The organism is Streptomyces sp. NBC_00989, from assembly GCF_045162655.1.
Taxonomy (GTDB): Bacteria; Actinomycetota; Actinomycetes; order Streptomycetales; family Streptomycetaceae; genus Streptomyces.
This window is the reverse complement of record NZ_CP108728.1, coordinates 4,231,005-4,257,008: the sequence shown is the minus strand read 5'-3', so window position 1 is coordinate 4,257,008 and position 26,004 is coordinate 4,231,005. Positions and strand designations below refer to the sequence as shown.

General features: G+C 69.1%; 23 protein-coding genes and 1 riboswitch. Of the genes, 8 read left to right on the top strand and 15 right to left on the bottom strand.

The genetic code is table 11. The annotated features are described in order from the left end of the window. Positions 1-83 precede the first annotated feature (83 nt). The 8 genes from OG714_RS18280 to OG714_RS18245 form a co-directional block, all read right to left on the bottom strand. Positions 84-1,097 carry a ribonucleotide-diphosphate reductase subunit beta gene (locus OG714_RS18280; RefSeq protein ID WP_318018734.1) on the bottom strand — a complete coding sequence of 338 codons (1,014 nt, stop codon included), beginning with the start codon at positions 1,095-1,097 and terminating at the stop codon, positions 84-86. Further along, on the bottom strand, positions 1,097-3,535 hold the full coding sequence (locus OG714_RS18275) for a ribonucleoside-diphosphate reductase subunit alpha (protein ID WP_406122252.1): 2,439 nt from the start codon (positions 3,533-3,535) through the stop codon (positions 1,097-1,099). Before OG714_RS18275 ends, OG714_RS18280 begins: the two co-directional genes overlap by 1 nt. 124 nt (positions 3,536-3,659) lie before the next feature. After that, positions 3,660-3,791, bottom strand: a riboswitch (cobalamin riboswitch). A gap of 45 nt (positions 3,792-3,836) precedes the next feature. After that, complete coding sequence (locus OG714_RS18270) at positions 3,837-4,343, bottom strand: GNAT family N-acetyltransferase (protein WP_406122250.1); 507 nt, start codon at positions 4,341-4,343, stop codon at positions 3,837-3,839. Positions 4,344-4,474: 131 nt separating this feature from the next. After that, positions 4,475-6,085 (bottom strand): monocarboxylate uptake permease MctP, encoded by a 1,611-nt coding sequence (gene mctP, locus OG714_RS18265; protein WP_406122248.1) that lies wholly within the window; start codon positions 6,083-6,085, stop codon positions 4,475-4,477. Further along, positions 6,082-6,345 (bottom strand): DUF3311 domain-containing protein, encoded by a 264-nt coding sequence (locus OG714_RS18260; RefSeq protein WP_406122247.1) that lies wholly within the window; start codon positions 6,343-6,345, stop codon positions 6,082-6,084. Before OG714_RS18260 ends, mctP begins: the two co-directional genes overlap by 4 nt. Before the next feature lie 138 nt (positions 6,346-6,483). After that, positions 6,484-6,684 (bottom strand): YbdD/YjiX family protein, encoded by a 201-nt coding sequence (locus tag OG714_RS18255; protein WP_406122245.1) that lies wholly within the window; start codon positions 6,682-6,684, stop codon positions 6,484-6,486. Further along, positions 6,656-8,800 carry a carbon starvation CstA family protein gene (locus tag OG714_RS18250; protein WP_406122243.1) on the bottom strand — a complete coding sequence of 715 codons (2,145 nt, stop codon included), beginning with the start codon at positions 8,798-8,800 and terminating at the stop codon, positions 6,656-6,658. Before OG714_RS18250 ends, OG714_RS18255 begins: the two co-directional genes overlap by 29 nt. 68 nt (positions 8,801-8,868) lie before the next feature. After that, positions 8,869-9,633: a GntR family transcriptional regulator gene (locus OG714_RS18245; protein ID WP_366489788.1), complete on the bottom strand. Its 765-nt coding sequence runs from the start codon at positions 9,631-9,633 to the stop codon at positions 8,869-8,871. Positions 9,634-9,942: 309 nt separating this feature from the next. Between OG714_RS18245 and OG714_RS18240 the strand changes: the two genes are divergently transcribed. The 4 genes from OG714_RS18240 (at position 9,943) to OG714_RS18225 (ending at position 14,737) form a co-directional block, all read left to right on the top strand. Continuing rightward, entirely contained in the window at positions 9,943-11,229 is a 1,287-nt protein-coding gene (locus tag OG714_RS18240; protein ID WP_406122242.1) for an extracellular solute-binding protein, read from the top strand. Between the two features lie 122 nt (positions 11,230-11,351). Beyond that, positions 11,352-12,338, top strand: coding sequence for a carbohydrate ABC transporter permease (locus tag OG714_RS18235; protein WP_406122240.1), 987 nt, complete (start codon positions 11,352-11,354; stop codon positions 12,336-12,338). Further along, positions 12,335-13,198, top strand: coding sequence for a carbohydrate ABC transporter permease (locus OG714_RS18230; RefSeq protein WP_406122238.1), 864 nt, complete (start codon positions 12,335-12,337; stop codon positions 13,196-13,198). The genes OG714_RS18235 and OG714_RS18230 overlap by 4 nt, the downstream gene beginning before the upstream one ends. Before the next feature lie 9 nt (positions 13,199-13,207). After that, positions 13,208-14,737, top strand: a complete 1,530-nt coding sequence (locus OG714_RS18225) for a glycoside hydrolase family 3 protein (RefSeq protein WP_406122236.1) — start codon at positions 13,208-13,210, stop codon at positions 14,735-14,737. Between the two features lie 108 nt (positions 14,738-14,845). Here the strand turns inward: OG714_RS18225 and nagB are convergent, their stop codons facing one another. Continuing rightward, complete coding sequence (nagB, locus tag OG714_RS18220; RefSeq protein WP_406122234.1) at positions 14,846-15,631, bottom strand: glucosamine-6-phosphate deaminase; 786 nt, start codon at positions 15,629-15,631, stop codon at positions 14,846-14,848. 214 nt (positions 15,632-15,845) lie between these two features. Between nagB and OG714_RS18215 the strand changes: the two genes are divergently transcribed. Together OG714_RS18215 and OG714_RS18210 are read left to right on the top strand one after the other, a co-directional pair. Continuing rightward, positions 15,846-16,916, top strand: coding sequence for an SIS domain-containing protein (locus tag OG714_RS18215; RefSeq protein ID WP_406122232.1), 1,071 nt, complete (start codon positions 15,846-15,848; stop codon positions 16,914-16,916). A gap of 361 nt (positions 16,917-17,277) precedes the next feature. Continuing rightward, on the top strand, positions 17,278-18,744 hold the full coding sequence (locus OG714_RS18210; protein ID WP_406131863.1) for a sensor histidine kinase: 1,467 nt from the start codon (positions 17,278-17,280) through the stop codon (positions 18,742-18,744). A gap of 255 nt (positions 18,745-18,999) precedes the next feature. Here the strand turns inward: OG714_RS18210 and OG714_RS18205 are convergent, their stop codons facing one another. Further along, the gene (locus OG714_RS18205) at positions 19,000-19,257 is read right to left on the bottom strand and encodes a WhiB family transcriptional regulator (RefSeq protein WP_006142322.1); all 258 of its coding nucleotides are present in this window, start codon (positions 19,255-19,257) and stop codon (positions 19,000-19,002) included. Positions 19,258-19,577: 320 nt separating this feature from the next. Further along, positions 19,578-20,546: a diacylglycerol/lipid kinase family protein gene (locus OG714_RS18200; protein WP_406122230.1), complete on the bottom strand. Its 969-nt coding sequence runs from the start codon at positions 20,544-20,546 to the stop codon at positions 19,578-19,580. Between the two features lie 116 nt (positions 20,547-20,662). Here OG714_RS18200 and OG714_RS18195 point away from each other — a divergent pair, with 116 nt between their 5' ends. After that, the gene (locus OG714_RS18195) at positions 20,663-21,121 is read left to right on the top strand and encodes a hypothetical protein (RefSeq protein ID WP_406122228.1); all 459 of its coding nucleotides are present in this window, start codon (positions 20,663-20,665) and stop codon (positions 21,119-21,121) included. A gap of 14 nt (positions 21,122-21,135) precedes the next feature. On the opposite strand, the gene OG714_RS18190 is transcribed toward OG714_RS18195, so the two are convergent. The 3 genes from OG714_RS18190 to OG714_RS18180 form a co-directional block, all read right to left on the bottom strand. Further along, positions 21,136-22,248 carry an RNA polymerase sigma factor SigF gene (locus OG714_RS18190; protein ID WP_406122227.1) on the bottom strand — a complete coding sequence of 371 codons (1,113 nt, stop codon included), beginning with the start codon at positions 22,246-22,248 and terminating at the stop codon, positions 21,136-21,138. A gap of 17 nt (positions 22,249-22,265) precedes the next feature. Then, the gene (locus OG714_RS18185) at positions 22,266-22,679 is read right to left on the bottom strand and encodes an anti-sigma regulatory factor (protein ID WP_019058277.1); all 414 of its coding nucleotides are present in this window, start codon (positions 22,677-22,679) and stop codon (positions 22,266-22,268) included. A gap of 277 nt (positions 22,680-22,956) precedes the next feature. Beyond that, positions 22,957-23,217 carry a UBP-type zinc finger domain-containing protein gene (locus OG714_RS18180; protein WP_406122225.1) on the bottom strand — a complete coding sequence of 87 codons (261 nt, stop codon included), beginning with the start codon at positions 23,215-23,217 and terminating at the stop codon, positions 22,957-22,959. Positions 23,218-23,279: 62 nt separating this feature from the next. Between OG714_RS18180 and OG714_RS18175 the strand changes: the two genes are divergently transcribed. Continuing rightward, positions 23,280-24,875, top strand: a complete 1,596-nt coding sequence (locus tag OG714_RS18175; RefSeq protein WP_406122223.1) for a Na+/H+ antiporter — start codon at positions 23,280-23,282, stop codon at positions 24,873-24,875. A gap of 143 nt (positions 24,876-25,018) precedes the next feature. Here OG714_RS18175 and OG714_RS18170 read toward each other — a convergent pair whose 3' ends face one another. Further along, a complete protein-coding gene (locus OG714_RS18170; protein ID WP_406122221.1) occupies positions 25,019-25,819 on the bottom strand; it encodes a 1-aminocyclopropane-1-carboxylate deaminase/D-cysteine desulfhydrase in 801 nt (266 codons plus the stop codon). Positions 25,820-26,004 lie beyond the last annotated feature (185 nt).

Here is a 26,004-nt window from a genome sequence, read left to right as displayed (position 1 = left end):
ATGGACGGCCCATGGAAGCTCCATGGGCCGTCCGCGAAGTAAGAGGCAGATAAAGAGGGCTATGAGTCCTCGGGCAAAGAGATCTAGAAGTCCTCGTCCAGGTCGACCGTGCCCTCCACCGCGACCTGGTACGCCGACGGGCGGCGCTCGAAGAAGTTGGTCAGCTCCTGGACGCCCTGCAACTCCATGAAGGAGAAGGGGTTCTCGGAGCCGTAGACCGGGGCGAAGCCCAGTCGCTGGAGGCGCTGGTCCGCGACGCACTCCAGGTACTGGCGCATCGAGTCCGTGTTCATGCCCGGCAGACCCTCACCGCACAGGTCGCGCCCGAACTGCAGCTCCGCCTCGACGGCTTCGCGCAGCATGTCGGTCACCTCCTGCTGGAGCTGGTCGTCGAAGAGCTCCGGCTCCTCCTTGCGGACGGTGTCGACCACCTCGAAGGCGAAGCTCATGTGCATGGTCTCGTCGCGGAACACCCAGTTGGTGCCGGTGGCGAGGCCGTGCAGGAGACCCCGGCTGCGGAACCAGTAGACGTACGCGAACGCGCCGTAGAAGAACAGCCCCTCGATGCACGCGGCGAAGCAGATCAGGTTGAGGAGGAAGCGGCGGCGGTCGGCCTGGGTCTGGAGGCTGTCCAGCTTCTCGACCTCGTTGATCCACTTGAAGCAGAACTCGGCCTTCTCGCGGATGGAGGGGATGTTCTCCACCGCGTCGAAGGCGGCCGCCCTGTCCTCCGGGTCGGGGAGGTAGGTGTCCAGGAGGGTCAGATAGAACTGGACGTGCACCGCCTCCTCGAAGAGCTGACGGCTCAAGTACAGCCGCGCCTCGGGGGAGTTGATGTGCTTGTACAGCGTCAGCACGAGGTTGTTCGCCACGATCGAGTCGCCCGTCGCGAAGAACGCGACCAGCCGGCCGATCATGTGCTGCTCACCCGGCGTCAGCTTCGCGAGGTCGGCGACGTCCGAGTGGAGGTCGACCTCCTCGACGGTCCAGGTGTTCTTGATCGCGTCCCGGTAGCGCTCGTAGAAGTCCGGGTAGCGCATGGGGCGGAGGGTCAGCTCGAAGCCCGGGTCGAGGAGGTTCTTGGCTTCGGTCGTCATTACTGGCAGGCCTCGCAGGACTCGGGGTTCTCAAGGGAGCAGGCGACCGCGTCTTCGTCGGGGGTCAACTGCTGTACGGGGATGGGGGTTTGAGCCTGGGCCTGGGCCGCGCGGGCGATGCGGGTCGCCGGGCGGGAGCGCAGGTAGTACGTCGTCTTCAGGCCCTGCTTCCAGGCGTACGCGTACATCGAGGAGAGCTTGCCGATCGTCGGCGTCTCCAGGAACAGGTTCAGGGACTGGGACTGGTCCAGGTACGGGGTGCGGGCGGCGGCCATGTCGATCAGGCCGCGCTGCGGGATCTCCCACGCCGTGCGGTACAGGGCGCGGACCTCGGCCGGGATCCAACTGAAGCCCTGCACCGAGCCGTTGGCCTCGCGCAGCGCCTCACGGGTGCGGGCGTCCCACACGCCGAGCTGCTTCAGCTCGTTCACCAGGTACGAGTTGACCTGGAGGAACTCGCCGGACAGCGTCTCGCGCTTGAACAGGTTCGAGACCTGCGGCTCGATGCACTCGTACACGCCCGCGATGGACGCGATGGTGGCCGTGGGGGCGATCGCCAGCAACAGGCTGTTGCGCATGCCGACTTGGGCGATACGTTCCCGCAGGGCCGTCCAGCGCTCGGGCCAGGTCAGCTCCACGTCGTAGTGGTCGGGGTGCAGCACACCCTTCGCCGTACGGGTCTTCTCCCAGGCCGGCAGCGGGCCGTTGCGCTCGGCGAGCTCGGCCGAGGCCTCGTACGCGGCGAGCATGATGCGCTCGGCGATACGCGTCGAAAGTGCCTGCGCCTGCGGGGAGTCGAAGGGGACGCGGAGTTTGAAGAAGACGTCCTGGAGGCCCATCGCGCCCAGGCCGACCGGGCGCCAGCGGGCGTTGGAACGGCCCGCCTGCTCGGTCGGGTAGAAGTTGATGTCCACGACACGGTCGAGGAAGGTGACGGCGGTCCGGACCGTCTCGTCCAGCCGCTCCCAGTCGATGTCACCGTCGACCACGAACGCTCCCAGGTTCACCGAACCGAGGTTGCAGACCGCCGTCTCGCCGTCGTCCGTGACCTCCAGGATCTCCGTGCAGAGGTTCGAGGAGTGGACCGTGTGGCCCGGCTCGGCGGTCTGGTTGGCGGTGCGGTTGGCCGCGTCCTTGAAGGTCATCCAGCCGTTGCCGGTCTGCGCGAGGGTGCGCATCATGCGGCCGTAGAGGTCACGGGCCGGGATGGTCTTCTTGGCCAGCCCCTGCGCCTCGGCCTTGCGGTACGCGGCGTCGAACTCGTCGCCCCACAGGTCGACCAGCTCGGGCACGTCGGCGGGGGAGAACAGCGACCAGTCGCCGTTCTCGTTCACCCGGCGCATGAACTCGTCCGGGATCCAGTGCGCCAGGTTCAGGTTGTGCGTACGACGGGCGTCCTCACCCGTGTTGTCCCGCAGCTCCAGGAACTCCTCGATGTCGGAGTGCCAGGTCTCCAGGTACACCGCGGCGGCACCCTTGCGCCGGCCGCCCTGGTTCACCGCGGCGACCGAGGCGTCCAGCGTCTTCAGGAACGGGACGATGCCGTTGGAGTGCCCGTTCGTCCCCCGGATCAGCGAACCGCGGCTGCGGATGCGGGAGTACGACAGACCGATGCCGCCGGCGTGCTTCGAGAGGCGGGCGACCTGGTGGTACCGGTCGTAGATGGAGTCCAGCTCGTCCAGCGGGGAGTCGAGGAGGTAGCAGGACGACATCTGGGGGTGCCGGGTGCCGGAGTTGAAGAGGGTGGGGGAGGACGGGAGGTAGTCCAGGCGGCTCATCAGGCGGTAGAGCGCGGCCACTTCGTCCAGGGCACGGGTCGAGTCGTCTTCCGCGAGACCGGCGGCCACGCGCAGCATGAAGTGCTGGGGGGTCTCGATGACCTTGCGGGTGATCGGGTGCCGCAGGAGGTAACGGCTGTACAGCGTCCGGAGCCCGAAGTAGCCGAAGCGGTCGTCGGCCTCCGTGTCGATCAGCGCGTCCAGGCGGGCCGCGTGCAGCGTCGCGAACTCGGCGGTGCGGTCCGCGATGAGGCCCTCGCGGTGGCCCACGGCGACGGACTCGGTGAACGTCGTGACGCCCTGGGAGGCGGCCTCGGCGGCGATGCCGACCGTCAGCAGCCGGGCGGCCAGCCGGGAGTAGACCGGGTCCTCGGAGATGAGACCGGCGGCCGCCTCCGTGGCCAGCTCGCGCAGTTCCGCCACGTCCGCGTGCGCGGACCGGCCGCGCAACGTGGCGGCGGCGACCCGGCCCGGGTCGGCGTCGGGGAGGTCGGCGGTCAGCTCGGTCAGGGTCCGCAGGATCGCGGTACCCGGGCCGTCGGCTCCGGGAACGGTAGCTCCGGGAACGGCCGTACCGGGAACGTCGGTTCCGGTCGCGGTCGCCACGATCGCCTTGTTCACCTGGGTCGCTGATGCCGGCTCTGCTGGCGCGATGGTCACGGTGGGGCTCTCCCTCGCTCGGCACGGGGCCTCGCCGAGGGCAGGCGGCAGTACACGAGCGCACGGGGCGTCGCGTCCACCGGCCCACTCCACGAGGCCCGGACGTCATGCGCCCTGGCCGGGTGGCCGGACGCGAGCTGTCGGCAGGTCCTCGGACTGACCATGCGTGCATATGCACGTAAGTACACCGTTGCGGGACAGTTCCGGATTCGCACCGGATTCCCCTGCGGCGACAGCGAGCATGAGCATACATCTTGTGCTCGCCTGTCACGCCACCACCAGATGTTGTGTCGCGGTGGTTTCAGAGTGTCAGCTTGTAGGTGAGCAGAGTGAGATCGTCCAGGTGTGGCACGGGGTTCCAGTCGCGGTCGGGGGTGCGGACGAAACCCAGGCGTTCGTAGATGCGGTGGGCCGCGTGCATCGAGCTCTGGGTCGACAGGACCACGGCCTCGCAGCCCTCGGTGGCTCGGGCGCGGTCGATGCAGGCGCGGACCAGGGCCTCGCCGGCGCCTCGGCCGCGGGCGGTGCGGGCGATCGCCAGTGCGCGGATCTCTGTCTCGCCGGTTGTCGCGATGTCGGCGACGGGGCCGGGGCCGGGGACGAAGGTGACTCCGCCGAGGAGGTGTTCGCCGTCCACCGCGACGAGGACCTCGGCGGCTGCGGCTCGGCTTGCCACGTCCTTCAGTACGGGGAGGTAGGGGTCGTCGTCGCCGTAGTCGAGGAGGCCGTCCTGTAGGTAGGCCTGTGCTGTGATGTTGCCGAGGTCTTCGTATTCGGTGGGGATTGCTCGGCGGATGAGGATGTCCATGGGGGTGAGTGTGTACGACAGCGGGCCGCCGAGTGACTTGCTTTTCGGTGGCCCGCTGCGGGTTCGTCGTGGCTGGGCGCGCCCACGCGGCGGAGCCGCAAATCGATACAGCCCCGCGCCCCTGGGTGGGCTCAGTGGGCGGCGCCAGCAGTCGCCGGAGGCAGCTCCACCTCTACGCCCGGGTCGCCTGCGTCTGCCGTGTAGTCGGCGGGGCTGGTCTCGTCGATGCCCTCGGGGGCCTTGAACGCCTTCAGGGCGAACGTGAGGACCACCGTGACCACGACGTTCAGGACGAACGCCGTCAGGCCGATGTAGCCGATCTCGCCGATGCCGGGGATCTCCTTGGACGAGCCGCCGAAGTGGTCCTGGGTCGGGGAGGCCACGCCGTACGCGGCGAGGGTGCCGTAGATCATGCCGACCGCCCAGCCGGCGAGGAGGGCCCAGCGGTGGGGCCAGCGGGTGAAGAGGCCGCCCACCAGGGACGGGAAGGTCTGGAGGATCCAGATGCCGCCCAGGAGCTGGAAGTTGATGGCGACCGTCTTGTCCATCGTCAGGACGAAGGCGAGGGCGCCGACCTTCACCAGGAGCGAGACGATCTTGGAGACCTTTGTCTCCTGGGCCGGGGTCGCGTCCGGTTTGATGAAGTCCTTGTAGATGTTGCGGGTGAAGAGGTTCGCCGCCGCGATGGACATGATGGCCGCCGGGACGAGGGCGCCGATGCCGATCGCCGCGAAGGCCACGCCCGCGAACCAGTCCGGGAACATGTTCTCGAACAGCTGCGGGATCGCCAGTTGGCCGTTGGTGACCTTGACGCCCGCCGCGATCGCCATGAAGCCGAGCAGCGCCAGCAGGCCCAGCATCAGTGAATACAGGGGCAGGATCGTGGTGTTGCGGCGGATCACGTTGCGGCTCTTGGAGGACAGGGTCGCCGTGATCGAGTGGGGGTACATGAACAACGCCAGTGCCGAGCCCAACGCCAGTGTGGCGTACGTCCATTGGCCCGCCGGTGCGGGGACGAGTCCGCCCGCTCCCGCCGCCTTGAACTTGGCGCCCGCCGCGCTGAAGATGTCGTCGAAGCCGCCGAGCTTGATCGGGATGTAGATGATCGCCACCGTGATGACCAGGTAGATCAGCCCGTCCTTCACGAACGCGATCAGCGCGGGGGCGCGGAGGCCGGACGAGTAGGTGTACGCGGCCAGCACGGCGAACGCGATCAGCAGCGGCAGGTCCTTCACGAACCAGTTGGAGCTCGCGCTGCCGCCCACGCCCATGACATCCAACACGGCCTGGATGCCGACGAGTTGGAGTGCGATGTACGGCATCGTCGCGAGGATGCCGGTGACCGCCACCGCCAGGGACAGGCCCTTCGAGCCGAAGCGGCCGCGCACGAAGTCGGACGTCGTCACGTATCCGTGCTTGTGCGACACCGACCAGAGGCGGGGGAGGAACGTGAAGATGAGGGGGTAGACGAGGATCGTGTACGGCACCGCGAAGAAGCCGGCCGCGCCCGCCGCGTAGACCGCCGCCGGGACCGCGACGAACGTATACGCCGTGTAGAGGTCGCCGCCGAGCAGGAACCAGGTGACCCAGGTGCCGAACGACCGTCCGCCCAGGCCCCATTCGTCGAGGCTCTGCTCGTTGTCGGCCCGGCGCCAGCGGGCGGCCAGGAAGCCCAGGACCGTGACGGCCAGGAAGAAGAAGATGAAGACGCCGAGGGCGACGCCGTTCACGCCGTCGTTCACCGGTTACCTCCATGGCGGGTCCGCTGGTCGCGCTGCCACAGCTTGTAGGCGGTCATCGTCAGCGCCGTCGAGATCAGCACCCAGAGCATCTGGTACCAGTAGAAGAACGGGATGCCGATGAACGTGGGGTCGATCTTGGTGTAGGAGCCGACCCAGAGCAGCGCCACGAAGGGCGCGAACAGGCAGACGGCGATGACGGCGCGGACCGGAGTCACCACCGGTGCGGCCACTTCGGGCGGAACTTCAGGCACATCTGACATTTCGCGGCTCCGTCCCCTCGCTGATCACCTGTGTAACGCGCAGGCAATGTAGGTCACGGTGTCGCCGCAGCGAAAGACCTCGTCCGCATATCGTCATGTCGATTCGGTGAAGGCCTGACATCGGGCCTGACATCGGTGTCAGCAGCAGCGGAATCCCTGGCGTGGGTCGGCCTCCTGGCGGTCCGTCCGCATCCGTTCGAAGTCGCGGCGGCCGGGGACCTCCGCCTCGGGGTGGTCCAGGCGTACGTGCGCGACATACCGGTCGTACGCCGACTCGTCCATCAACTCCCGGACATACCAGCGCACTCCGCTAGTCGCCCGCCTGAGCGCCGACCACATCGCGTGCCGCCTCCTCTTCCTTCTCCTCCCGGGTCGGGATCAGCCCGGCCGGCGCCACGATCTTCGACTCGACGTACGGCGTCTCGCTCAGCGTGGAGAGCGCGGGGCGGCGGACGTGTCGAACGCAGACGCGAAGGGCGTCCGTGATCACGACCACGACCAGCACCGCGAGAATGGCCGAAAGCACCCCGTCCACCGTGGAGTTGGTGACGACGGTGTGCATGTCGTCCATGGACTTGGCGGGCGGCAGGACCCTGCCCGCGTCGATCGCGTCCTGGAACACCGAGCGCTGCTTGAAGAAGCCGACCTTCGGGTCGCTGGAGAAGACCTTCTGCCAGCTCGCGGTCAGGGTGACCGTCGCGTCCCAGGCGAGCGGAATCCCGGTGATCCAGGCCCACTTGAGGCGTCCGGACTTCACCAGGAGGGTGGTGCAGACGGCCAGGGCGACGGCCGCGAGGAGCTGGTTGGAGATGCCGAAGATCGGGAAGAGCTGGTTGATCCCGCCGAGGGGTTCGTGCACGCCGACCCAGAGGAAGTAGCCCCAGAGGGCGCAGACCACGGCGCTGGTCAGGGCCAGGCCCGGCTTCCAACTCACGTTCTTGAAGGGCCGGTAGACGTTCCCCAGCATGTCCTGGAGCATGAACCGGCCCACCCGCGTGCCCGCGTCCAGCGCGGTGAGGATGAACAGCGCCTCGAACATGATCGCGAAGTGGTACCAGAAGGCGCGCAGACTCCCGCCGGTGACCTTGGAGAAGATCTCCGAGACGCCGACCGCGAGGGTGGGCGCCCCGCCGGTGCGGGACAGCAGGCTCGCCTCGTCGACGTTCTTCGCGGCCTGCGCGAGGTCGGCGGGGGAGATGTGATAGCCCCAACTGCTCACCACCTGCGAGGCGTTCTGCACGGTCGTGCCGATCGCGCCCGACGGGGCGTTCATCGCGAAGTACAGACCCGGGTCGATGATGCTCGCGGCGACCAGCGCCATGACGGCGACCGACGACTCCATCAGCATCGCGCCGTAGCCGATCATGCGGATCTGGGTTTCCTTCTGGATCATCTTCGGCGTCGTACCGCTGGAGATGAGCGAGTGGAAGCCGGACAGGGCGCCGCAGGCGATCGTGATGAAGACGAAGGGGAAGAGCGAGCCGGCGAAGACCGGGCCGTTGCCGTGCTTGGCGAAGTCGGTGACGGCGGGCATCTTCAGGGCGGGCAGGGCGACCACGACCCCGATCGCGAGCAGGCCGATCGTGCCGATCTTCATGAAGGTGGAGAGGTAGTCGCGCGGGGCGAGCAGGGTCCAGACGGGCAGGATCGAGGCGACGAAGCCGTAGCCCACCAGCCAGATCACCAGCGTCGAGGGCGCGAGGGTGAAGGTGCCGGCCCAGGACGACTCGGCGACCCAGCGGCCCGCGACCAGGGCGAGCAGCAGCAGGGCCACGCCGATCAGGGAGACCTCGGAGACCCGGCCGGGGCGAAGTACCCGTAGATAGAAGCCCATCAGGAGGGCGATCGGGATGGTCATGCCGATGGAGAAGGTGCCCCAGGGGGAGGAGGCCAGCGCGTTCACGACGACCAGGGCCAGCACGCCGAGCAGGATGATCATGATGGCGAAGGTGGCGAGCAGCGCGGCCGCACCGCCGAACGGGCCGATCTCCTCGCGGGCCATCTGCCCAAGTGACCTGCCGTCGCGGCGGGTTGAGAAGAACAGCACCACCATGTCCTGGACCGCGCCCGCGAAGATGACACCGACGACGATCCAGATCGTGCCGGGCAAGTAGCCCATCTGGGCGGCGAGTACGGGTCCGACGAGCGGTCCGGCGCCGGCGATCGCGGCGAAGTGGTGGCCGAGCAGGACGCGGCGGTCGGTGAGGTGGTAGTCCATGCCGTTGTCGAGGCGTTCGGCCGGGGTGGCCCGGGTGCCGTCGACCTTCAGGACCTTGTGGACGATGAACTTCGCGTAGAAGCGGTAGGCGATGGCGTACGAGCCGAGCGCGGCGGCGACCATCCAGGCGGCCGACACGTTCTCGCCCCGCGCCAGCGCGAGCACGGACCAGCCCGCCGCGCCGACGAGCGCGACGAGGGTCCAGACGACGATGGTTCGGACGTTCGCGGTACGCACCGGGTGGTCCTCCCGTCCATGCGGCGACGGGAGGAACGTAGAGCAACCCCGGTAACTCCGTAAGTCCCCTAGTCCTGTGGGCGCTTGAGTCGCGCCACGAACTTGTAGCGGTCCCCCCGGTACACCGACCGCACCCACTCCACCGGCTTGCCCTCCTTGTCGAGGGAGTGGCGGGAGAGCATCAGCATGGGCAGGCCGACGTCGGTGCTGAGCAGGCCGGCCTCGCGCGGGGTGGCCAGCGAGGTCTCGATGGTCTCCTCGGCCTCGGCGAGGTGGACGTCGTAGACCTCGGCCAACGCGGTGTACAGCGACGTGTACTTGACGAGTGACCTGCGCAGCGCGGGGAAGCGCTTCGCGCTGAGGTGGGTCGTCTCTATGGCCATCGGCTCGGCGTTGGCCATGCGCAGCCGCTCGATGCGCAGGACCCGGCCGCCGGCGGTGATGTCCAGCAGGTCGGCGAGGGTGTCGTCGGCGGTGATGTAGCCGATGTCGAGGAGCTGCGAGGTGGGTTCGAGGCCCTGGGCCCGCATGTCCTCGGTGTACGAGGTGAGTTGGAGGGCCTGCGAGACCTTCGGCTTGGCGACGAACGTGCCCTTGCCCTGGATGCGCTCCAGGCGGCCCTCGACGACGAGTTCCTGAAGGGCCTGGCGCACGGTGGTGCGCGAGGTGTCGAACTCCGCCGCGAGGGTGCGCTCGGGCGGGACGGGGGTGCCCGGCGCCAGTGTCTCCGTCATGTCCAGCAGGTGCTTCTTCAAGCGGTAGTACTTGGGCACACGCGCGGTGCGGACGGTGGCCCCACCCTCGTTCTCCGCACTGCTGACGTCGGTGCTCATGCTCCGCCTTCCCGGCTCCGGACAAGGGTCACTTGGTGATCCCCTCTGTATACCGTCGCCGTCTCTTTTGGTCTAGTCCACAGCGCCAAGTGGTCTAGCGGACGACAGTACTCCGGCACCGGTGTTTTCGCTGCCTTCTTACTTAAAGGTTCCTGCATATGTAGGTCGCATAACGGCTGGTCAGGGGTGTTTCGGGGGCTCTTGACAGGCTCTGTGGTCTGGTCCAAGCTCCCGGTACTGGTCTACACCATTGGTTCAGGTCCCGGCTCTTGGGCGGGAGGTGTGGCAGGCATCCCTGAGGAGGGTGGCGTGAAGCGCAAGCTGATAGCCGCGATCGGTATCGCGGGCATGATGGTCTCCATCGCGGCGTGCGGGGGCAACGACGACAAGAGCTCTTCGAACAGCGGCGCCGACGCCAAGGAGCTGACCGTCTGGCTCACCGTCGACGCGCAGAACAACTGGCCCCAGCTGGTGAAGGCGGCCGACGCGGCCGTGCAGAAGGCGCACCCGGGCGTCAAGATCAAGCACGAGTACTACGGCTGGCCGGACAAGAACACCAAGCTCGACGCGGTCCTCGCCACCGACAAGGCGCCCGACGTGGTCGAGATGGGCAACACCGAGATGCTGGGCTACATGGTCAAGGGCGCCTTCGCACCCGTGGACCCGGCCAAGTTCACCAACTCCTCCGCCTGGCTCGACGGCCTCAAGGCCTCGGTGACCTACGACGGCAAGACCTACGGCGTCCCGTACTACGCCGGTGGCCGCGTCGCCAACTGGCGCAAGGACATCGCCGCTTCGGTCGGCATCAAGGCCCCGCCGACGACGTACACCGAGCTGACCGCCGACCTGGACAAGATCCAGAAGAAGGAAGGCAGCAAGTTCAGCGCCTGGTACCAGCCCACCCGTGACTGGTACGCGGCCATGTCCTTCGTCTACGACGCCGGCGGCGCCATCGCCACCCAGTCCGGTGACCAGTGGAAGGCCAGCCTCTCCTCGCCCGAGTCCATCAAGGGACTCAACGAGTGGAAGTCGGTCATCGACAAGTACATGCACGGCGACAAGACCAAGGACGAGTCCGACCGTTACATCGTGTACGGCCAGGGCAAGGCGTCCATGATCTTCGCCGCCGCGTGGGAGGGCGCGACCGCCGCCGACCCGAAGAACGACAAGACGGGCGGCAAGCTGAAGACCGACCTCGTCAACTTCGTGATGCCCGGCCCGTCCGGCAAGAACATGCCCGTGTTCCTGGGCGGTTCGGACCTGGCCATCCCGGTCAAGTCCAAGGCGCAGGCGCTCGCCGCCGAGTGGATCAACGCCTTCACCGGTCCGTCCGGCCAGAAGGGCCTGATCGCCAAGGGCAACCTGCCGAACAACAAGACCGACCTCGCGACGCTGAAGAGCGACCCCGCGACGGCGGTCCCGGCCACCGCGGCCGAGTCCAACTGGTTCGTCCCGATGGCACCCGGCTGGGGCCAGGTCGAGAAGGCCCAGGTCCTCCAGACCATGCTGCAGAACATCGGCACCGGCAAGAAGTCGGTCGAGGACGCCGCGAAGGAAGCGGACACCGCGATCGACAAGGTCATCAACACCAAGTGACCTGAGTGCGGGGCCCTGTTGGACACCGAGATGTCCTGTCGGACATCGAGGTGTCCTCGGGGCAGGGCCCCGCGACTCGTAGGAAGCACGGCCGTACGACCTGAGGGATCGCCGAGGAGCGCGTGATGAGTGCCGACACGACCACCCCCGCCAAGGTGCCGCCGCCGCGGCAGGCGCCCCCACCGCGCGTCTCCGACGCACCCCGCAGACGGGGGACGTCGAGAGGGACCGGCGTCCCCTGGCTGCTGCTCGCGCCCTGCCTGCTCATCCTCGGCCTGGTCATGGGCTATCCGCTGGTCCGCCTGGTCACGCTGTCCTTCCAGTCCTTCGGCCAGTCCCAGCTGTGGGGCTTCAAGCCCGCCGAGTGGATCGGCTTCGACAACTTCTCCGGCATCCTCGGCGACGGCGAGTTCTGGGGCGTCGTCGTCCGCACGATCGTCTTCGCGGCCGGCTCGGTCATCTTCACGATGGTCGCCGGCATGGCCCTCGCCCTGCTCCAGCAGAAGGTCTCCGGCTGGGTGAAAACCCTCATCAACGTTGTCCTGGTGGCCAGTTGGGGCATGCCGGTCATCGTCGCGACCACCGTCTTCAAGTGGCTCTTCGACTCGGACTACGGCGTCTTCAACGCGCTGCTCAGCAAGTTGCCCGGCGTCGACATGATCGGCCACAACTGGTTCGCGAGCGGACCGCAGGGCCTGCTCGTCATCATGCTGCTGGTGGTGTGGGGCGCGGTGCCCTTCGTGGTGATCACCCTCAGCGCCGGACTCACCCAGGTCCCCCAGGAGTTGGAGGAGGCCGCCCGCCTCGACGGCGCCGGCGCGTGGGGTGTCTTCCGCTATGTCACCCTGCCCATCCTCAAGCCGATCATCGTGATGCTCACGACCCTGTCGGTGATCTGGGACATGGGTGTCTTCCCGCAGGTGTTCGTGATGCGCGGTGGTCACCCCGAGGCCGACTTCCAACTGCTCAGCACCTATTCGTACGACCGCGCGTTCGTCGTCAACGACTACGGACAGGGTTCCGCGATCGCCCTCGTCACGGTGGTGCTGCTGCTCGGGGTCGTCGCCGTCTACATGCGTCAGATGCTTCAGATCGGAGAGGTCGAATGAGCGCGCTCACGACCGATGCGCCCAAGACATCGGGTGGTGGCCGCCGGAAGTCGAAGCTGGGCTGGAACCTCGTAGGCCTGCTCGTCTTCGTCGTCGTCGGCTTCCCCCTCTACTGGATGCTCGACACGGCGTTCAAACCGGCGAAGGACGCCATCGACCCGGACCCGAGCCTGCTGCCCACCGGCATCACCCTCGACAACTTCCGCCGGGCGCTGGACATCGCCGACTTCTGGGGCCCGGTCGGCCGCAGCCTCATCGTGTCCCTCTCGGTGGTCGTGATCGGCGTCGTCGTCGGCCTGCTGGCCGCGCTCGCCATCTCCCGCTTCGCGTTCCGCGGCCGCAAGGTCGTGATCGTCGGCATCCTCGCGGTCCAGATGGTCCCGCTGGTCTCGATGATCATCCCGGTCTTCCTGCTGCTGAACGACCTCGACCAGTACGACAAGCTCTCGGGCCTGGTCATCACGTACCTGACGTTCATCCTCCCGTTCACGGTGTGGACCCTGCGCGGCTTCATCGTCAACATCCCGAAGGAGCTGGAGGAGGCGGCCATGGTCGACGGCTGCTCCCGCACCGGCGCCTTCATCCGCGTCGTCTTCCCGCTCCTGGCCCCGGGCATGGTCGCCACTTCGGTCTACGGCTTCATCCAGGCCTGGAACGAGTACCTGTACGCCCTCATGCTGCTCAGCCAGGAGCACCAGACGGCGACCGTCTGGCTCGGCAACTTCACCACCAAGCACGGCACCGAGTACGCCCCGATGATGGCCGGCGCCACGATGATGGCCGTGCCGATCGTCGTCCTGTTCCTCATCGTCCAGCGCAAGATGGCCGCGGGGCTGACCGCGGGCGCTGTGAAGGGATAACGCCAACCGATGACGACACTCGCCAGCGGTACCACAGCGTCTGATTCTGTAAAAGATGGCCTGACGCGCGACGCCCTCACCGTCCTGCAGCCCGGCTTCCCCGGCACCACGGCCCCCGACTGGCTACTGCGGCGCCTCGGCGAAGGCCTGGCCTCGGTGGGCCTGTTCGGCCGCAACATCGCGTCACTCGAGCAACTCTCCTCGCTGACCGCCCAGTTGCGGTCCGAACGGGACGACGTGCTGGTCGCGATCGATGAGGAGGGCGGAGACGTCACCCGCCTGGAGGCCCGCACGGGCTCCTCCTTCCCGGGCAACCACGCGCTCGGCGCGGTCGACGACGTGGACCTGACGAGGGCGGTGGCCCACGAGCTGGGCCGCAGACTCGCGGAATGCGGAGTGAACCTGAACTGGGCCCCCTCCGCCGACGTCAACTCCAACCCCTCCAACCCGGTCATCGGCGTCCGTTCCTTCGGCGCCGACCCGGAGCTGGTCGCCCGGCACACGGCGGCCTACGTCACCGGCCTCCAGTCGGCGGGCGTCGCCGCGTGCACGAAGCACTTCCCGGGCCACGGCGACACGGCGGTCGACTCCCACCACGCGCTGCCGCGCATCGACGCGGAGCCGACGGTCCTGGAGCAGCGCGAACTGCTCCCGTTCCGCGCGGCCATCGCCGCCGGCACCCGCGCGGTGATGAGCGCCCACATCCTGGTCCCCACCCTGGACCCGGACCACCCGGCCACCCTCTCCCTCCGCGTCCTGACCGACCTCCTCCGCGGCCGGCTCGGCTACGACGGCCTCATCGTCACCGACGGCATGGAGATGCAGGCCATCGCCGCCACCTACGGCATCGAACGCGGCAGCGTCCTCGCGATCGCCGCCGGCGCGGACGCGATCTGCGTCGGCGGAGGCCTCGCGGACGACGAGACGGTACGACGCCTGCGCGACGCGCTGGTGGGGGCGGTGCGGTCGGGAGAGCTGCCGGAGGAACGGCTGGCCGAAGCGGCGGAACGGGTGCGGGGACTGGCGCAGTGGACGGCTTCGGGTGCCGCCGCCGCTTCGGAACCGGCGCCCGCCTCGGCAGGAGGCGTGACGCGCGTGGATGTCGGTCTCGTCGCCGCCCGCCGCGCCCTCACGGTCACCGGCACCGACGACTTCACCCCGCTCACCGAAGCGCCCTACGTAGCCCTCCTCACCCCGGTCGCCAACATCGCCGTCGGCGACGAGACTCCCTGGGGCGTGGGTGCGGAGCTGGTCCGGCTGCTGCCCGGCACGGAGACGGGGGGCTTCGCCGGGGAGGACGTGGGTGATGACGTCCTGAACGCGGCCGGGGCGCGGCGGATCGTCGTCGTGGTCCGGGACGAACACCGGCACCCCTGGATGGCGGCCACCCTCGACACCCTGCTGGCCGCCCGCCCCGACACCGTCGTGGTCGAGATGGGCGTACCGCAGGCCCCGCCCCGAGGCGCCCTGCACATCGCGACGCACGGTGCGGCCCGTGTCTGCGGCCAGGCGGCGGCGGAGGTCGTCGCCGGGGCGTGACCATGAGCCGGGGGAGCGACCCCGACCCGGGGGAACACCTCCGAATACACCGGTGCCGGGCCCTCCACGAGGGGGCCCGGCACCGGCACGTACGCAGGTGAGACCGGGTCAGATCCCTTGCCAGTCCGGCTTGTTGACGAATGTGTGCCGGAAGTAGTCCGCGAGCTTCAGCTTGGACGCGGCGCCCTCGTCGACCACGACCGTCGCATGCCGGTGCAACTGGAGTGCCGACGCCGGGCACACCGCGGCGACCGGTCCCTCCACGGTCGCGGCGACCGCGTCCGCCTTGCCCTCACCGGTCGCGAGGAGCACCAGGTGCCGGGCTTCCAGGATGGTGCCGATGCCCTGCGTGATGACGTGGTGCGGGACCTGCTCGATGTCGCCGTCGAAGAACCGCGCGTTGTCCACCCGCGTCTGCTCGGTCAGCGTCTTGATCCGGGTCCGCGAGGCCAGCGACGAGCACGGTTCGTTGAACCCGATGTGCCCGTCGGTCCCGATCCCCAGTATCTGTAGGTCCACCCCGCCGGCCTCACCCAGCGCCCGGTCGTACGCCTCGCACGCCCCCAGCACGTCCTCGGCGGTCCCGTCCGGTCCGAGGAACGCGTCGATCCCGACCCCGAGCGGCTCCAGCACCTCGCGCCGCAGGACCGAGCGGTACGACTCCGGGTGCTCGGCGGGCAGCCCCACGTACTCGTCGAGCTGGGCGATCCGCGCCCGCGAGGTGTCCACGGCTCCGGCGCGGACCTTGGCGGCGAGGGCTTCGTAGATGGGCAGCGGCGTCGACCCGGTGGCCACGCCGAGAAGGGCGTCCGGCTTGCGCCGGAGGAGCTGTGCCATGGCCTCGGCGATCAGCTCGCCGCCCGACTTGGCGTCCGGAACGATGACAACTTCCACGCTGGCCTGCCGTTCTGCAGAGGGGCTTCGAGGAACCCGGAGGTGCTGTGTGGTTTAGACCAATCCGCGCACCAATCTAACAGAGGAGGCCCTTGCCTCCCAGAGTTCGCAGCCTGTCCGGAAACCGGTAACCGCCCAACAGAGGCGTACCTCCCTCAGAGGGGGTGAAATGGACACCGCACCACTGCCACGACCGACCTCCGGAGGACCCCGCATGACCGCCACGACCCCGGCCCCCGACAGCGAACTCCCCGGCCGGATCATGGCCCGCGAGATGGCCGAACAGCCCGCGGTCCTGCGCCGCATCCTGGACGAGGGCGCCCCGCGCATCCGCCAGGTCGCCCAGGAGGTGGCCGTACGCAAGCCCCGCTTCGTGCTGCTCACCGCCCGCGGCACCTCCGACAACGCGGCCCTGTACGCCAAGTACCTCCTGGAGATCCGCCTCGGCCTGCCCTGCGGACTCACCTCGATGTCGACGACCACGGCCTACGGCGCCCGCCCCGACCTGACCGACGTCCTCGTCGTCACCGTCAGCCAGTCCGGCGGCTCCCCGGACCTGGTGGCCTCGACCCGGGCCGCCCGCGAGGCCGGCGCGATCACGGTCGCCGTGACCAACAACCCGGACTCACCGCTGGCCGCCGTCTCCGAGTACCACATCGACATCATGGCGGGCCCGGAGAAGGCCCTCCCCGCGACCAAGACGTACACGGCCTCCCTGCTCGCGCTCTACCTCTTCGTCGAGGGCCTGCGCGGCGGCGACGGCGCGGCGGCCAAGGCGCTGCCCGACCTCGCCGAGCGGCTGCTCGCCCGCCAGGACGAGGTCCGCACCCTCGCCTCCCGCTACCGCTTCGCCGAACGCATGGTGATCACCTCGCGCGGCTACGGCTATCCCACCGCCAAGGAAGCCGCTCTCAAACTGATGGAGACCAGCTACATCCCCGCTCTCGCCTACTCCGGCGCCGACCTCCTGCACGGTCCCCTCGCCATGGTCGACAACGTCTCCCCGGTCATCGCGGTCGTGACCGACGGCAAGGGCGGCACCGCCCTCCAGCCCGTCCTCGACCGGCTGCGCGGCCGGGGCGCCGACCTGGTCGTCATCGGCCCGGCAGGCCAGGTCGACCAGGCCTCGGCCGGCTTCGTCCTGCCCGTGGAGGGCGTCCCCGAGGAACTCCAGCCGATCCTGGAGATCCTCCCGCTCCAGCTCCTCGCCTACGAGGTCACCATCGCCCGCGGCCAGGACCCGGACGCGCCCCGCGCCCTGGCCAAGGTGACGGAGACCCGCTGAGCCCGTGTTCCGTTCCAGCCGCGGAAATTCGCATGACCAATCAGCCCCGCACAGGACCGGACACCGTTAGGCTTTCCAACATCCTTCAAAGCATGGACACGGAATGTGGTCTAGTCCACAATGTGTTAAAGGCGTAAGCCTCCGTCTTCCCCGCACAGGAAGACGGACCGAGGAACCGAGGCTCTCTGCCCTGACTGCCCCGGCTCCTCATCCATCGGCCGATCGGGACCGCACACCCCGTGGCCGTTGCTGCTCCGGGCTGCGGTGCCGAGAGGGCTGAGGGTCCCTCTCAGGCGCCGCGGCCCGCGGGTGTTTTTAGGACAGGTACAGACCGGCGGGTACGCTCGCAGACGTGCCCTCCATGAACGAACTCGTACGCCAGCACACCGCACTCGACGACTCCGACCTCGAGTGGCTCCACCTGCTGGTCTCGGAGTGGCAGCTGCTCTCCGACCTCTCCTTCGCCGACCTGGTCCTGTGGGTCCCCACGCGCGACGGCACCCGCTATGTCTCCGTCGCCCAGATGCGGCCGAACACGGGTCCCACCTCGTACCAGGACGACATGGTCGGCCACCTCGTCCCGCGCGGCCGCCGCCCCATGCTGGACGCGGCCCTGGACGAGGGCCGCATCGTCCGCGAGGGCGACCCGGAGTGGCGCGAAGAGGTCCCCGTCCGCGTCGAGTCGATTCCGGTACGACGGGACGGGCGCGTCCTGGGTGTCATCGCGCGCAACACCAATCTCCTCACCGTGCGCACCCCCAGCCGCCTCGAACTCACCTACCTGCAGAGCGCGTCGGACCTCGCGCAGATGATCGCGGCCGGTTCCTTCCCGTTCCCGAACCAGCAGGTCGACATGGACGCCTCGCCGCGCGTCGGTGACGGCCTGATCCGCCTCGACGGCGAGGGCATCGTGCAGTACGCCTCGCCCAACGCGCTGTCCGCGTACCACCGCATGGGCCTCGCCACCGACCTCGTCGGCCAGCACCTGGGCGTGACCACCGCCGAACTCGCCCCGACCCGGGGCCCGGTGGACGAGGCGCTGGCCAAGGTCGCGAGCGGCTGGGCGCCGCGCGAGTTCGAGATCGAGGCGCGTGACGGGGTGATCCAGTTCCGGGCGATCCCGCTCAAACCCAAGGGAACCCGCATCGGTTCACTGGTGCTGCTCCGGGACGTCACCGAACTGCGGCGCCGCGAGCGGGAGTTGATCACCAAGGACGCGACCATCCGGGAGATCCACCACCGGGTGAAGAACAACCTCCAGACCGTGGCCGCCCTGTTGCGTCTCCAGGCCCGCCGGATCGACTCCGAGCGCGGCCGGGAGGCCCTGGAGGAGGCCGTACGCCGGGTCGGCTCGATCGCGATCGTGCACGAGACGCTGTCCCAGAACCTGGACGAGCGCGTGGAGTTCGACGAGATCGCCGACCGGGTGCTCGCGATGGTCGCCGAGATCTCCCCGGGCAAGGTCACCGGCCGGCGCAGCGGTCGCTTCGGGATACTGGACGCCGAGGTCGCGACCCCGCTCTCCATGGTCCTCACCGAGATCCTGCAGAACGCCCTCGAACACGGCTTCCGCGAGGGCGAGACGGGCACGGTCGAGGTCTCGGCCGTCCGCGGCGGCACCTCGAAGGAGGCCCGCCTCCTGGTCACCGTGCAGGACGACGGCGTAGGCCTCCCCGAGGGATTCGACCCGCACCGCTCCGGCAACCTGGGCCTGCAGATCGTACGGACCCTGGTGGAGGGCGAGTTGGGCGGCACGTTCGACATGGTGGCGGGGCCCGAGCGGGGGACCCGGGTCATCCTGGACGTCCCGGTGCAGGCGCACAAGTGACGTATGTGCACAGGACCTCCACACATGCGGGCGTCAACAGCCGTACGTACGCGGGTGCTTGAACGGTCCTACGCGCGTACTCGGGCGGCCGTATGCGCGCGGTCTTGAACAGCAAAGAGCCCCGGACCAGTTGATGGTCCGGGGCCAGTCGCTCGTTGCTATGCGCATCGGGGGTACTGCGCGCTGCGGCTCGGGGGCGGGAGATGCGTACTCGCTGTACGCGCCGCCAAGCTCAGGCTGTTAGCGGGGTGGGCGTCAGGCGGAGGCCTGACGGGCACGGTTGCGAGCGGCGCGGCGCTTCATGGCGCGGCGCTCGTCCTCGCTGAGACCACCCCAGACGCCGGAGTCCTGGCCGGACTCGAGCGCCCACTGCAGACACTGGTCCATAACGGGACAGCGACGGCAGACGGCCTTGGCTTCCTCGATCTGCAGCAGCGCAGGACCGGTGTTGCCGATGGGGAAGAAGAGCTCGGGGTCTTCCTCGCGGCAAACGGCGTTGTGACGCCAGTCCATGGCTGCTACCTCTCCTTGGTATTACGTGCGGGTTGCTTGTGAATGTGAACGCTTTCACGAATCCCTCAACAAGTGAAGGGCCGAACGCCAGGTTCACTGGCGGAGGTCCTGTGGATTGAAGAGGGGTTCCGGTGATCCGTGGAGGCCGGTGTTGCGGGCCGTCTCGATCGCCACGTAGAGACTCGCAAACCTCAGCGGCGGATACAACCCCTTCCGGAAAGTTTTTTTTGATTCCTCGGTGTCGACTAGGTCACAGCCGTACTTCCATGGGGTGGACCCTGGTCTAAACGTTCGAGTGAAAGGACTTCAGCCCTTTCTGCTCACACAATCACACGCAGTGCACGGCGTACGCCTGTGAACGTCACGCTCGTACGCAGTCCGAGGTGGTCGCCGTCCATCTGGAGGGGCAACGGGACCTTCGAATGCAAGGTGAACTCGCTCAGGTCGTGCAGAGCCGCAGCGTGCTTGCCATGGGGTCCGCGTTCGGGGGACGAAGTGAGCAACTGGGTGCCATACCGGGCAACCGCGGCGCTGGACAGGCGGCTGAGACCGAGTACGTCGAGGCCTTTATCGAACGACGCCTTAGGTGACGTGTACATCGGGCGATTGCCGAGATACGTCCAGGGCGAGGTGTTCGAGACTATGGCCACCACGAGATCGGTGACCGGGTCGCCGCCGGGCTGCTCCAGCGTGATCGTCCCGTGCCGGCGGTGCTGCTCACCGAGGAACTGCCGGACCACCTGACGCACGTACAGCGCATGCGTCGATTTCTTGCCCTGCTCCCGCTGCTGCTCGACCCGCCCGACCACCCCGGCGTCGAACCCGAGCCCGGCGTTGAAGGTGAACCAGCGCGAGGGCACGGCCTCGTCCTCGGTGCCGGGCGTCCCGGAGGTCAGCCCCAGGCCGACCGTGCGCTCGCTGCCCTCGCGCAGGGCGTCCAGGATGGCGCCGGTCGCTTCCACGGCGTCGTTGGGCAGCCCCAGGGCGCGGGCGAAGACGTTGGTGGAGCCGCCGGGGACCACCGCGAGGCCGGGCAGGCGCTCCGGGTCGGGGCCGGTGTGCAGCAGGCCGTTGACGACCTCGTTGACCGTGCCGTCGCCGCCGAGGGCCACGACCAGGTCGACGTTCCCGGTCTCCGCGGCCTGCCGGGCGAGGTCGCGCGCGTGGCCGCGGTACTCGGTGGTGACCGCCTCCAGCTTCATCTCGCTCGCGAGCGCGTGGAGCAGGACGTCGCGCGTACGTGCGCTTGTGGTGGTTGCCGCCGGATTGACCACGAGAAGTGCACGCATGAGTTGCAGCGTACCTACTGGGGGGTACCCGGCCCATACCGAGGTAGGGGTTGGGTAAGAGGAGACGGCGTGAGCCTGCACACCTGGGGCCGGATCCCGAGGGCTACCCTGCTGGGGTGAGCGCTGAGCAGACCCCCGCCCCGGAGACCGACGGCCCCGACGGACCCCGTCCGCGCCGTCTGACCTACGCGGCGGCCCTCGTCGCCGTCGAGGGGCTCGTGCTCGCCGTCGCCGGGGTGTGGCTGCTCGTCCTGGGTCTCACCGGCGAACCGGACGACCGGCAGCAGGCCGTGACCGGGGGCGTGACCCTGGTGGTGCTCGCGCTGCTGCCGCTGCTCGCCGCCCGCGGACTGCTCGGGCTGCGCAGCTGGAGCCGGGGCCCCGCCGTCATCACCCAGGTCATGGCGCTGCCCGTGGCCTACAACCTGCTCCAGGCCGACAGCGTGGCCATCCCGGCCGGTATCGCGATCGCGGTCGTCGCGATCGCGGCGCTGGTGCTGCTGGTGAACCCGGCGACGACACAGGCCCTCGGAATCCGAGGGCCCGGCCGTGGTACCGAAGAGCCGAAGAGCTGACTCCGGCGGGCGGATCACTCCTCGACGAGGAGCTTCTCCCGCAGCTGGGCCAGTGTCCGGGCCAGCAGCCGGGACACGTGCATCTGCGAGATGCCGACCTCCTGCGCGATCTGCGACTGCGTCATGTTGCCGAAGAAGCGGAGCAGCAGAATGCGCTTCTCCCTGGGCGGCAGGTCCTCCAGCAGCGGCTTGAGCGACTCGCGGTACTCGACGCCCTCCAGGGCCTCGTCGTACGCGCCGAGCGTGTCCGCGACCGCCGGGGACTCGTCGTCCGTGTCGGGGACGTCCAGGGACAGCGTGGAGTAGGCGTTGGCCGACTCCAGGCCCTCCAGGACCTCCTCCTCCGAGATGCCCAGCTTCTCGGCCAGCTCATGGACCGTGGGGGAGCGGCCGTGCCGCTGCGAGAGCTCCGCCGTCGCCGTGGTCAGCGACAGGCGCAGCTCCTGGAGCCTGCGCGGGACGCGCACCGCCCAGCCCTTGTCACGGAAGTGCCGCTTGATCTCGCCGACGACCGTCGGGGTCGCGTACGTCGAGAACTCGACGCCGCGCTCCGGGTCGAAGCGGTCGACCGACTTGATCAGGCCGATGGTGGCGACCTGGGTCAGGTCGTCCAGCGGCTCACCGCGGTTGCGGAAGCGGCGCGCGAGGTGCTCGACGAGCGGCAGGTGCATACGGACCAGCCGGTTGCGCAGCTCCGCGTACTCGACGCTGCCGCCATCGAGCGTGCGCAGCTCGATGAAGAGGGCGCGCGCCCCACTGCGGTCCTGGGGGTCGTGCCGTGTGACCTGCACGCTCTGCGTGCCCGCCACGTTGTCCCGCTCGTGCTCGCTCATCGCCTGGCCCGTCGCCCCTTCCCGAGCTTTCGCCTCCTCCCCCGCGCTCGACCCAGTCGGAGCGGGGGAACCCCCGGCAACGGGGGAGACCCCACCAATACGCACGGCACCGTCCTGCTCACGTTGACCGTCGTCCATCACACCGGCCTCCGAGGGTTCTTCCTCCGGGTGCGGCCGGGCCTGTTCCGGGATTCCGCCGCGCGGCACGAGGGGGCTTCCGTCCGCCGTGAGGCGGGATCCGCCCGGGCCGCCCTCGGCCGGCAGCTCCCGTGTGCCGCGCTCTTCGTCCCGCACCGGCCCGTCCCCGTTCCTCACGCCGGCCCGGGTCCCGCGCCGCGCTGTTTGTAGAGGCTGATCGAAACGGTCTTGTCCTCGTCGACTGCCGATGAGACCTTGCCCGCGAGGGCCGAGAGCACGGTCCAGGCGAAGGTGTCGCGCGCGGGGGCGTGACCGTCCGTCGTCGGGGCGGAGACGGTGACTTCGAGCGAGTCGTCCACCAGGCGGAAGACACAGCTGAGCACCGAGCCCGGCACGGCCTGCTGGAGCAGGATCGCGCAGGCCTCGTCCACCGCGATGCGAAGGTCCTCGATCTCGTCGAGGGTGAAGTCCAAACGGGCTGCGAGGCCGGCCGTGGCCGTACGCAGCACCGACAGGTATGCGCCCGCAGCCGGCAGCCGGACTTCCACGAAGTCCTGGGTCGCGGGCTCGCCTGCGATCTGGGACACCCTCACCTCCAAGGTGGTACAAGCTCTTTCGGGGGCCCAGGGGTCGCCCCCCGGGGTAACGCGATACTTGGTTCAGCGGTGACGCTACCGCGCTCCGAACTTTTCTGTCCCCGGGACCCCAACCCCATGTTGTCACTCATAGTAAACCTACGGATACGCTCCGTGGCTAGGGGTCCTGCGGGCCCAATTGGGAAGAGCGCGCGCCGGGTTGACGTACCCAGACGTCAGACGGTCGAACCGTCGAAACGGGCGGGAAACAAGCGGCCGGATTACGGGGTCACAGGAGTACGTGGTCGACGAAGCACCAGCGCCAACTCTCCCCGACCTCGAACGTCCGCATCACCGGATGTCCGGAGTCCTTGTGATGTGCTGAGGCGTGGCGCAGGGGCGAGGAGTCGCAGCAGGCGACATGGCCGCAGAAGAGGCACAGTCTCAGCTGCACCGGGTGGGTGCCTGCCGCCAGACACTCCAGACAGGTCTCGCTCTGGGGCCCCGGTTCGGGAAGCGGCAGCGCGTCGGCGTGCGTGCACTGTTTCATGATTGCCAGATTACGACGGGTGTGCGGTTGGCCGCGCGGAAAAACGAGGGCGGGCGAGGACGATGGACGTGATGCCACTGCTGTTGCTGGTGGCGGGGAGCGCCGTGGTGGCCGCCGCGGCCCGGCGCACCCCGGTGCCGGCGCCGCTGCTGCTGGTCGCGGTCGGGCTGGTGGTCTCGTACGTCCCGGGGGTGCCCGACTACACCCTCGACCCGGAGGTCGTGCTCCCGCTGCTGCTGCCCCCGCTGCTGTACACGTCGGCCACCGACAGCTCGTACCTCGATCTGCGGGCCCAAGTGCGGCCCGTGGCACTGCTGTCGGTCGGCTACGTGCTCTTCGCCACGTTCGTCGTCGGCTGGGCCGCGTACGTGATCGTGCCGGGGCTGCCGCTGACCGCGGCCCTGGTGCTGGGCGCGGTGGTGGCGCCGCCGGACGCGGTCGCGGCGACCGCGGTGGCCCGCCGGGTCGGACTGCCCTCGCGGATCACGACGATCCTCCAGGGCGAGTCCCTGCTGAACGACGCCACCGCGATCACCGCCTACAAGGTGGCCCTCGCGGCCGCGATCGGTGAAGGCGCCACCTGGGCCGGGGGCATCTGGGAGTTCCTGCTCGCGGCCGTCGGCGGGGTCGGGGTCGGGCTCCTGATGATGGTGCCGATCCACTGGCTGCGCACGCACCTCAAGGAGGCGCTGCTGCAGAACACGCTCTCCCTGCTGATCCCGTTCGTCGCCTACGGGGTCGCCGAGCAGGTACACGCCTCCGGGGTGCTCGCCGTCGTGGTCGTCGCGCTCTACCTGGGCCACCGCGCGTGGGAGGTCGATTTCGCGACCCGCCTCCAGGAGGAGGCCGTGTGGAAGATGGTCGCCTTCGTCCTGGAGTCCGCGGTGTTCGCCCTGATCGGGCTCCAACTGCCCGTGGTCCTCAAGGGCCTTGGTGAGTACCGGGGCCTGGACGCCGCCTGGTACGCGATCGCCCTCTTCCTGGTGGTCGTCGCGACCCGGTTCGTGTGGGTGTACCCGGCCGCCTTCCTGCCCCGCATGTTCTCGGCGCGGATCAGGGAACGCGAGGACAACCCCACCTGGAAGGGGGCGATGACCACCGCGTGGGCCGGCATGAGAGGCGTGGTCTCCCTGGCCATCGCCTTCTCGATCCCGCTCACCGTGCACGGCGGCGACCCCTTCCCGCAGCGCAACCTCATCCTGTTCCTGACCTTCACGACGGTCATCGGGACGCTGGTGGTGCAGGGCCTGAGCCTGCCCCCGATCATCCGCCTCCTGAAATTCCCCGGCCGCGACCAGCAGGCCGAGACGCTCGCCGAGGCCAACGCCCAGGCGCAGGCCTCCCGCGTCGCCGAAAAACGCCTGGAGGCCCTTCTGGAGGACGAACGCAACGCCCTGCCCCCTCCGCTCGCCGACCGCCTCCGCGAGGTCCTGGAGCGCCGCCGCAACGCCGTCTGGGAGCGTCTCGGCGCCACCAACCCCGTCACCGGCGAGACCGTCGACGACACCTACCGCCGCCTGTCCCGCGAGATGATCAGCGCCGAACGCTCGATGTTCGTCCGCCTCCGCGACGGCCGCTACATCGACGACGAGATGCTCCGCACCCTGCTCCGCAGGCTGGACCTGGAGGAGGCGGCGGCTTACCGGGAGGCGGCGTGAGCCGGTCGGGCGAGGCCATTCACGGTTCGCCAGAACCCTGAAGGGGCGCGGGGCTGCGTCGATCCGCGACTCCGGCGGAGCGCCCATGGGTGGCTACGGCACCTGGAGGCGGCCCAGCGGTTTCTACGGCGCCGGGCGGCTGTTCATGAGAACGGGCGCCCGGTGACGACCGCCGCGATCGTCGTCCCGCGCGGGAAGGCGCCCTCATCGGCGAGGACGACAAGTCCGTACAGCAACTTGGCGACATAGAGACGCTCGACGGGCAGGCCGTGACGTTGCTCGAAGTCCTCGGCGAAGGCGTCGAGTTCGGCCGGCACGCGTGCGTAGCCACCGAAATGGAAGCGGTCGTCGAGCGACCAGTCGCCGCGCCGACCACCGAAGGCGCGCTCCTGAAGGCTCTCTATGTCGGCGGTCAGGAAGCCGCCCTTGAGGACCGGTACTCCCAACACCCGCTGGTCAGGGGCCAGTCCGGCGGCCAAGCCGGCCAGCGTGCCGCCCGTCCCGCACGCCAGGGCGACGACATCGACATGGACATCGACGGCGGCACGCGCGCGCAGTTCCTCGCCCAGGGCCCGGCAGCCGCGTACGGCAAGGGAGTTGCTGCCGCCCTCGGGGACGACGTAGGCGCCCTCCGCGTCCGCCGCGCGCAGGATCGCGGCCAGCGCCTCCGGCCCGGTCTTGCGCCGGTACGTCGATCTGTCGACGAAGTGGAGGCGCATCCCGTCGGCCGCGCAGCGGGCCAGGGACGGGTTGAGCGGGCGGTCGGACAGTTCCTGGCCGCGGACCACGCCGACCGTGGGCAGACCCAGGAGGCGGCCCGCGGCGGCGGTGGCGCGCAGGTGGTTGGAGTAGGCGCCGCCGAACGTGACGACCGTCCGTCCGGCCGCCGCCGTGAGGTTCGGCGCGAGCTTGCGCCACTTGTTGCCGATCGAGTGTACGCCCACTGGTGTAGGTGACAAGAGCGCAGGTCAGGACATGCAGAAGGGCCCCGTCCTGGGTGCACCAGGCGGGGCCCTACCTACTCCGTGCCCCGCTCCCGCCGCCCTCTGCGACTTGGGGGGAATGAGAGGGTGACGGGAGCGGGATTCTCAGTTGGAGCTTGCGACTACGAAGCCGACGACCAGGCCGC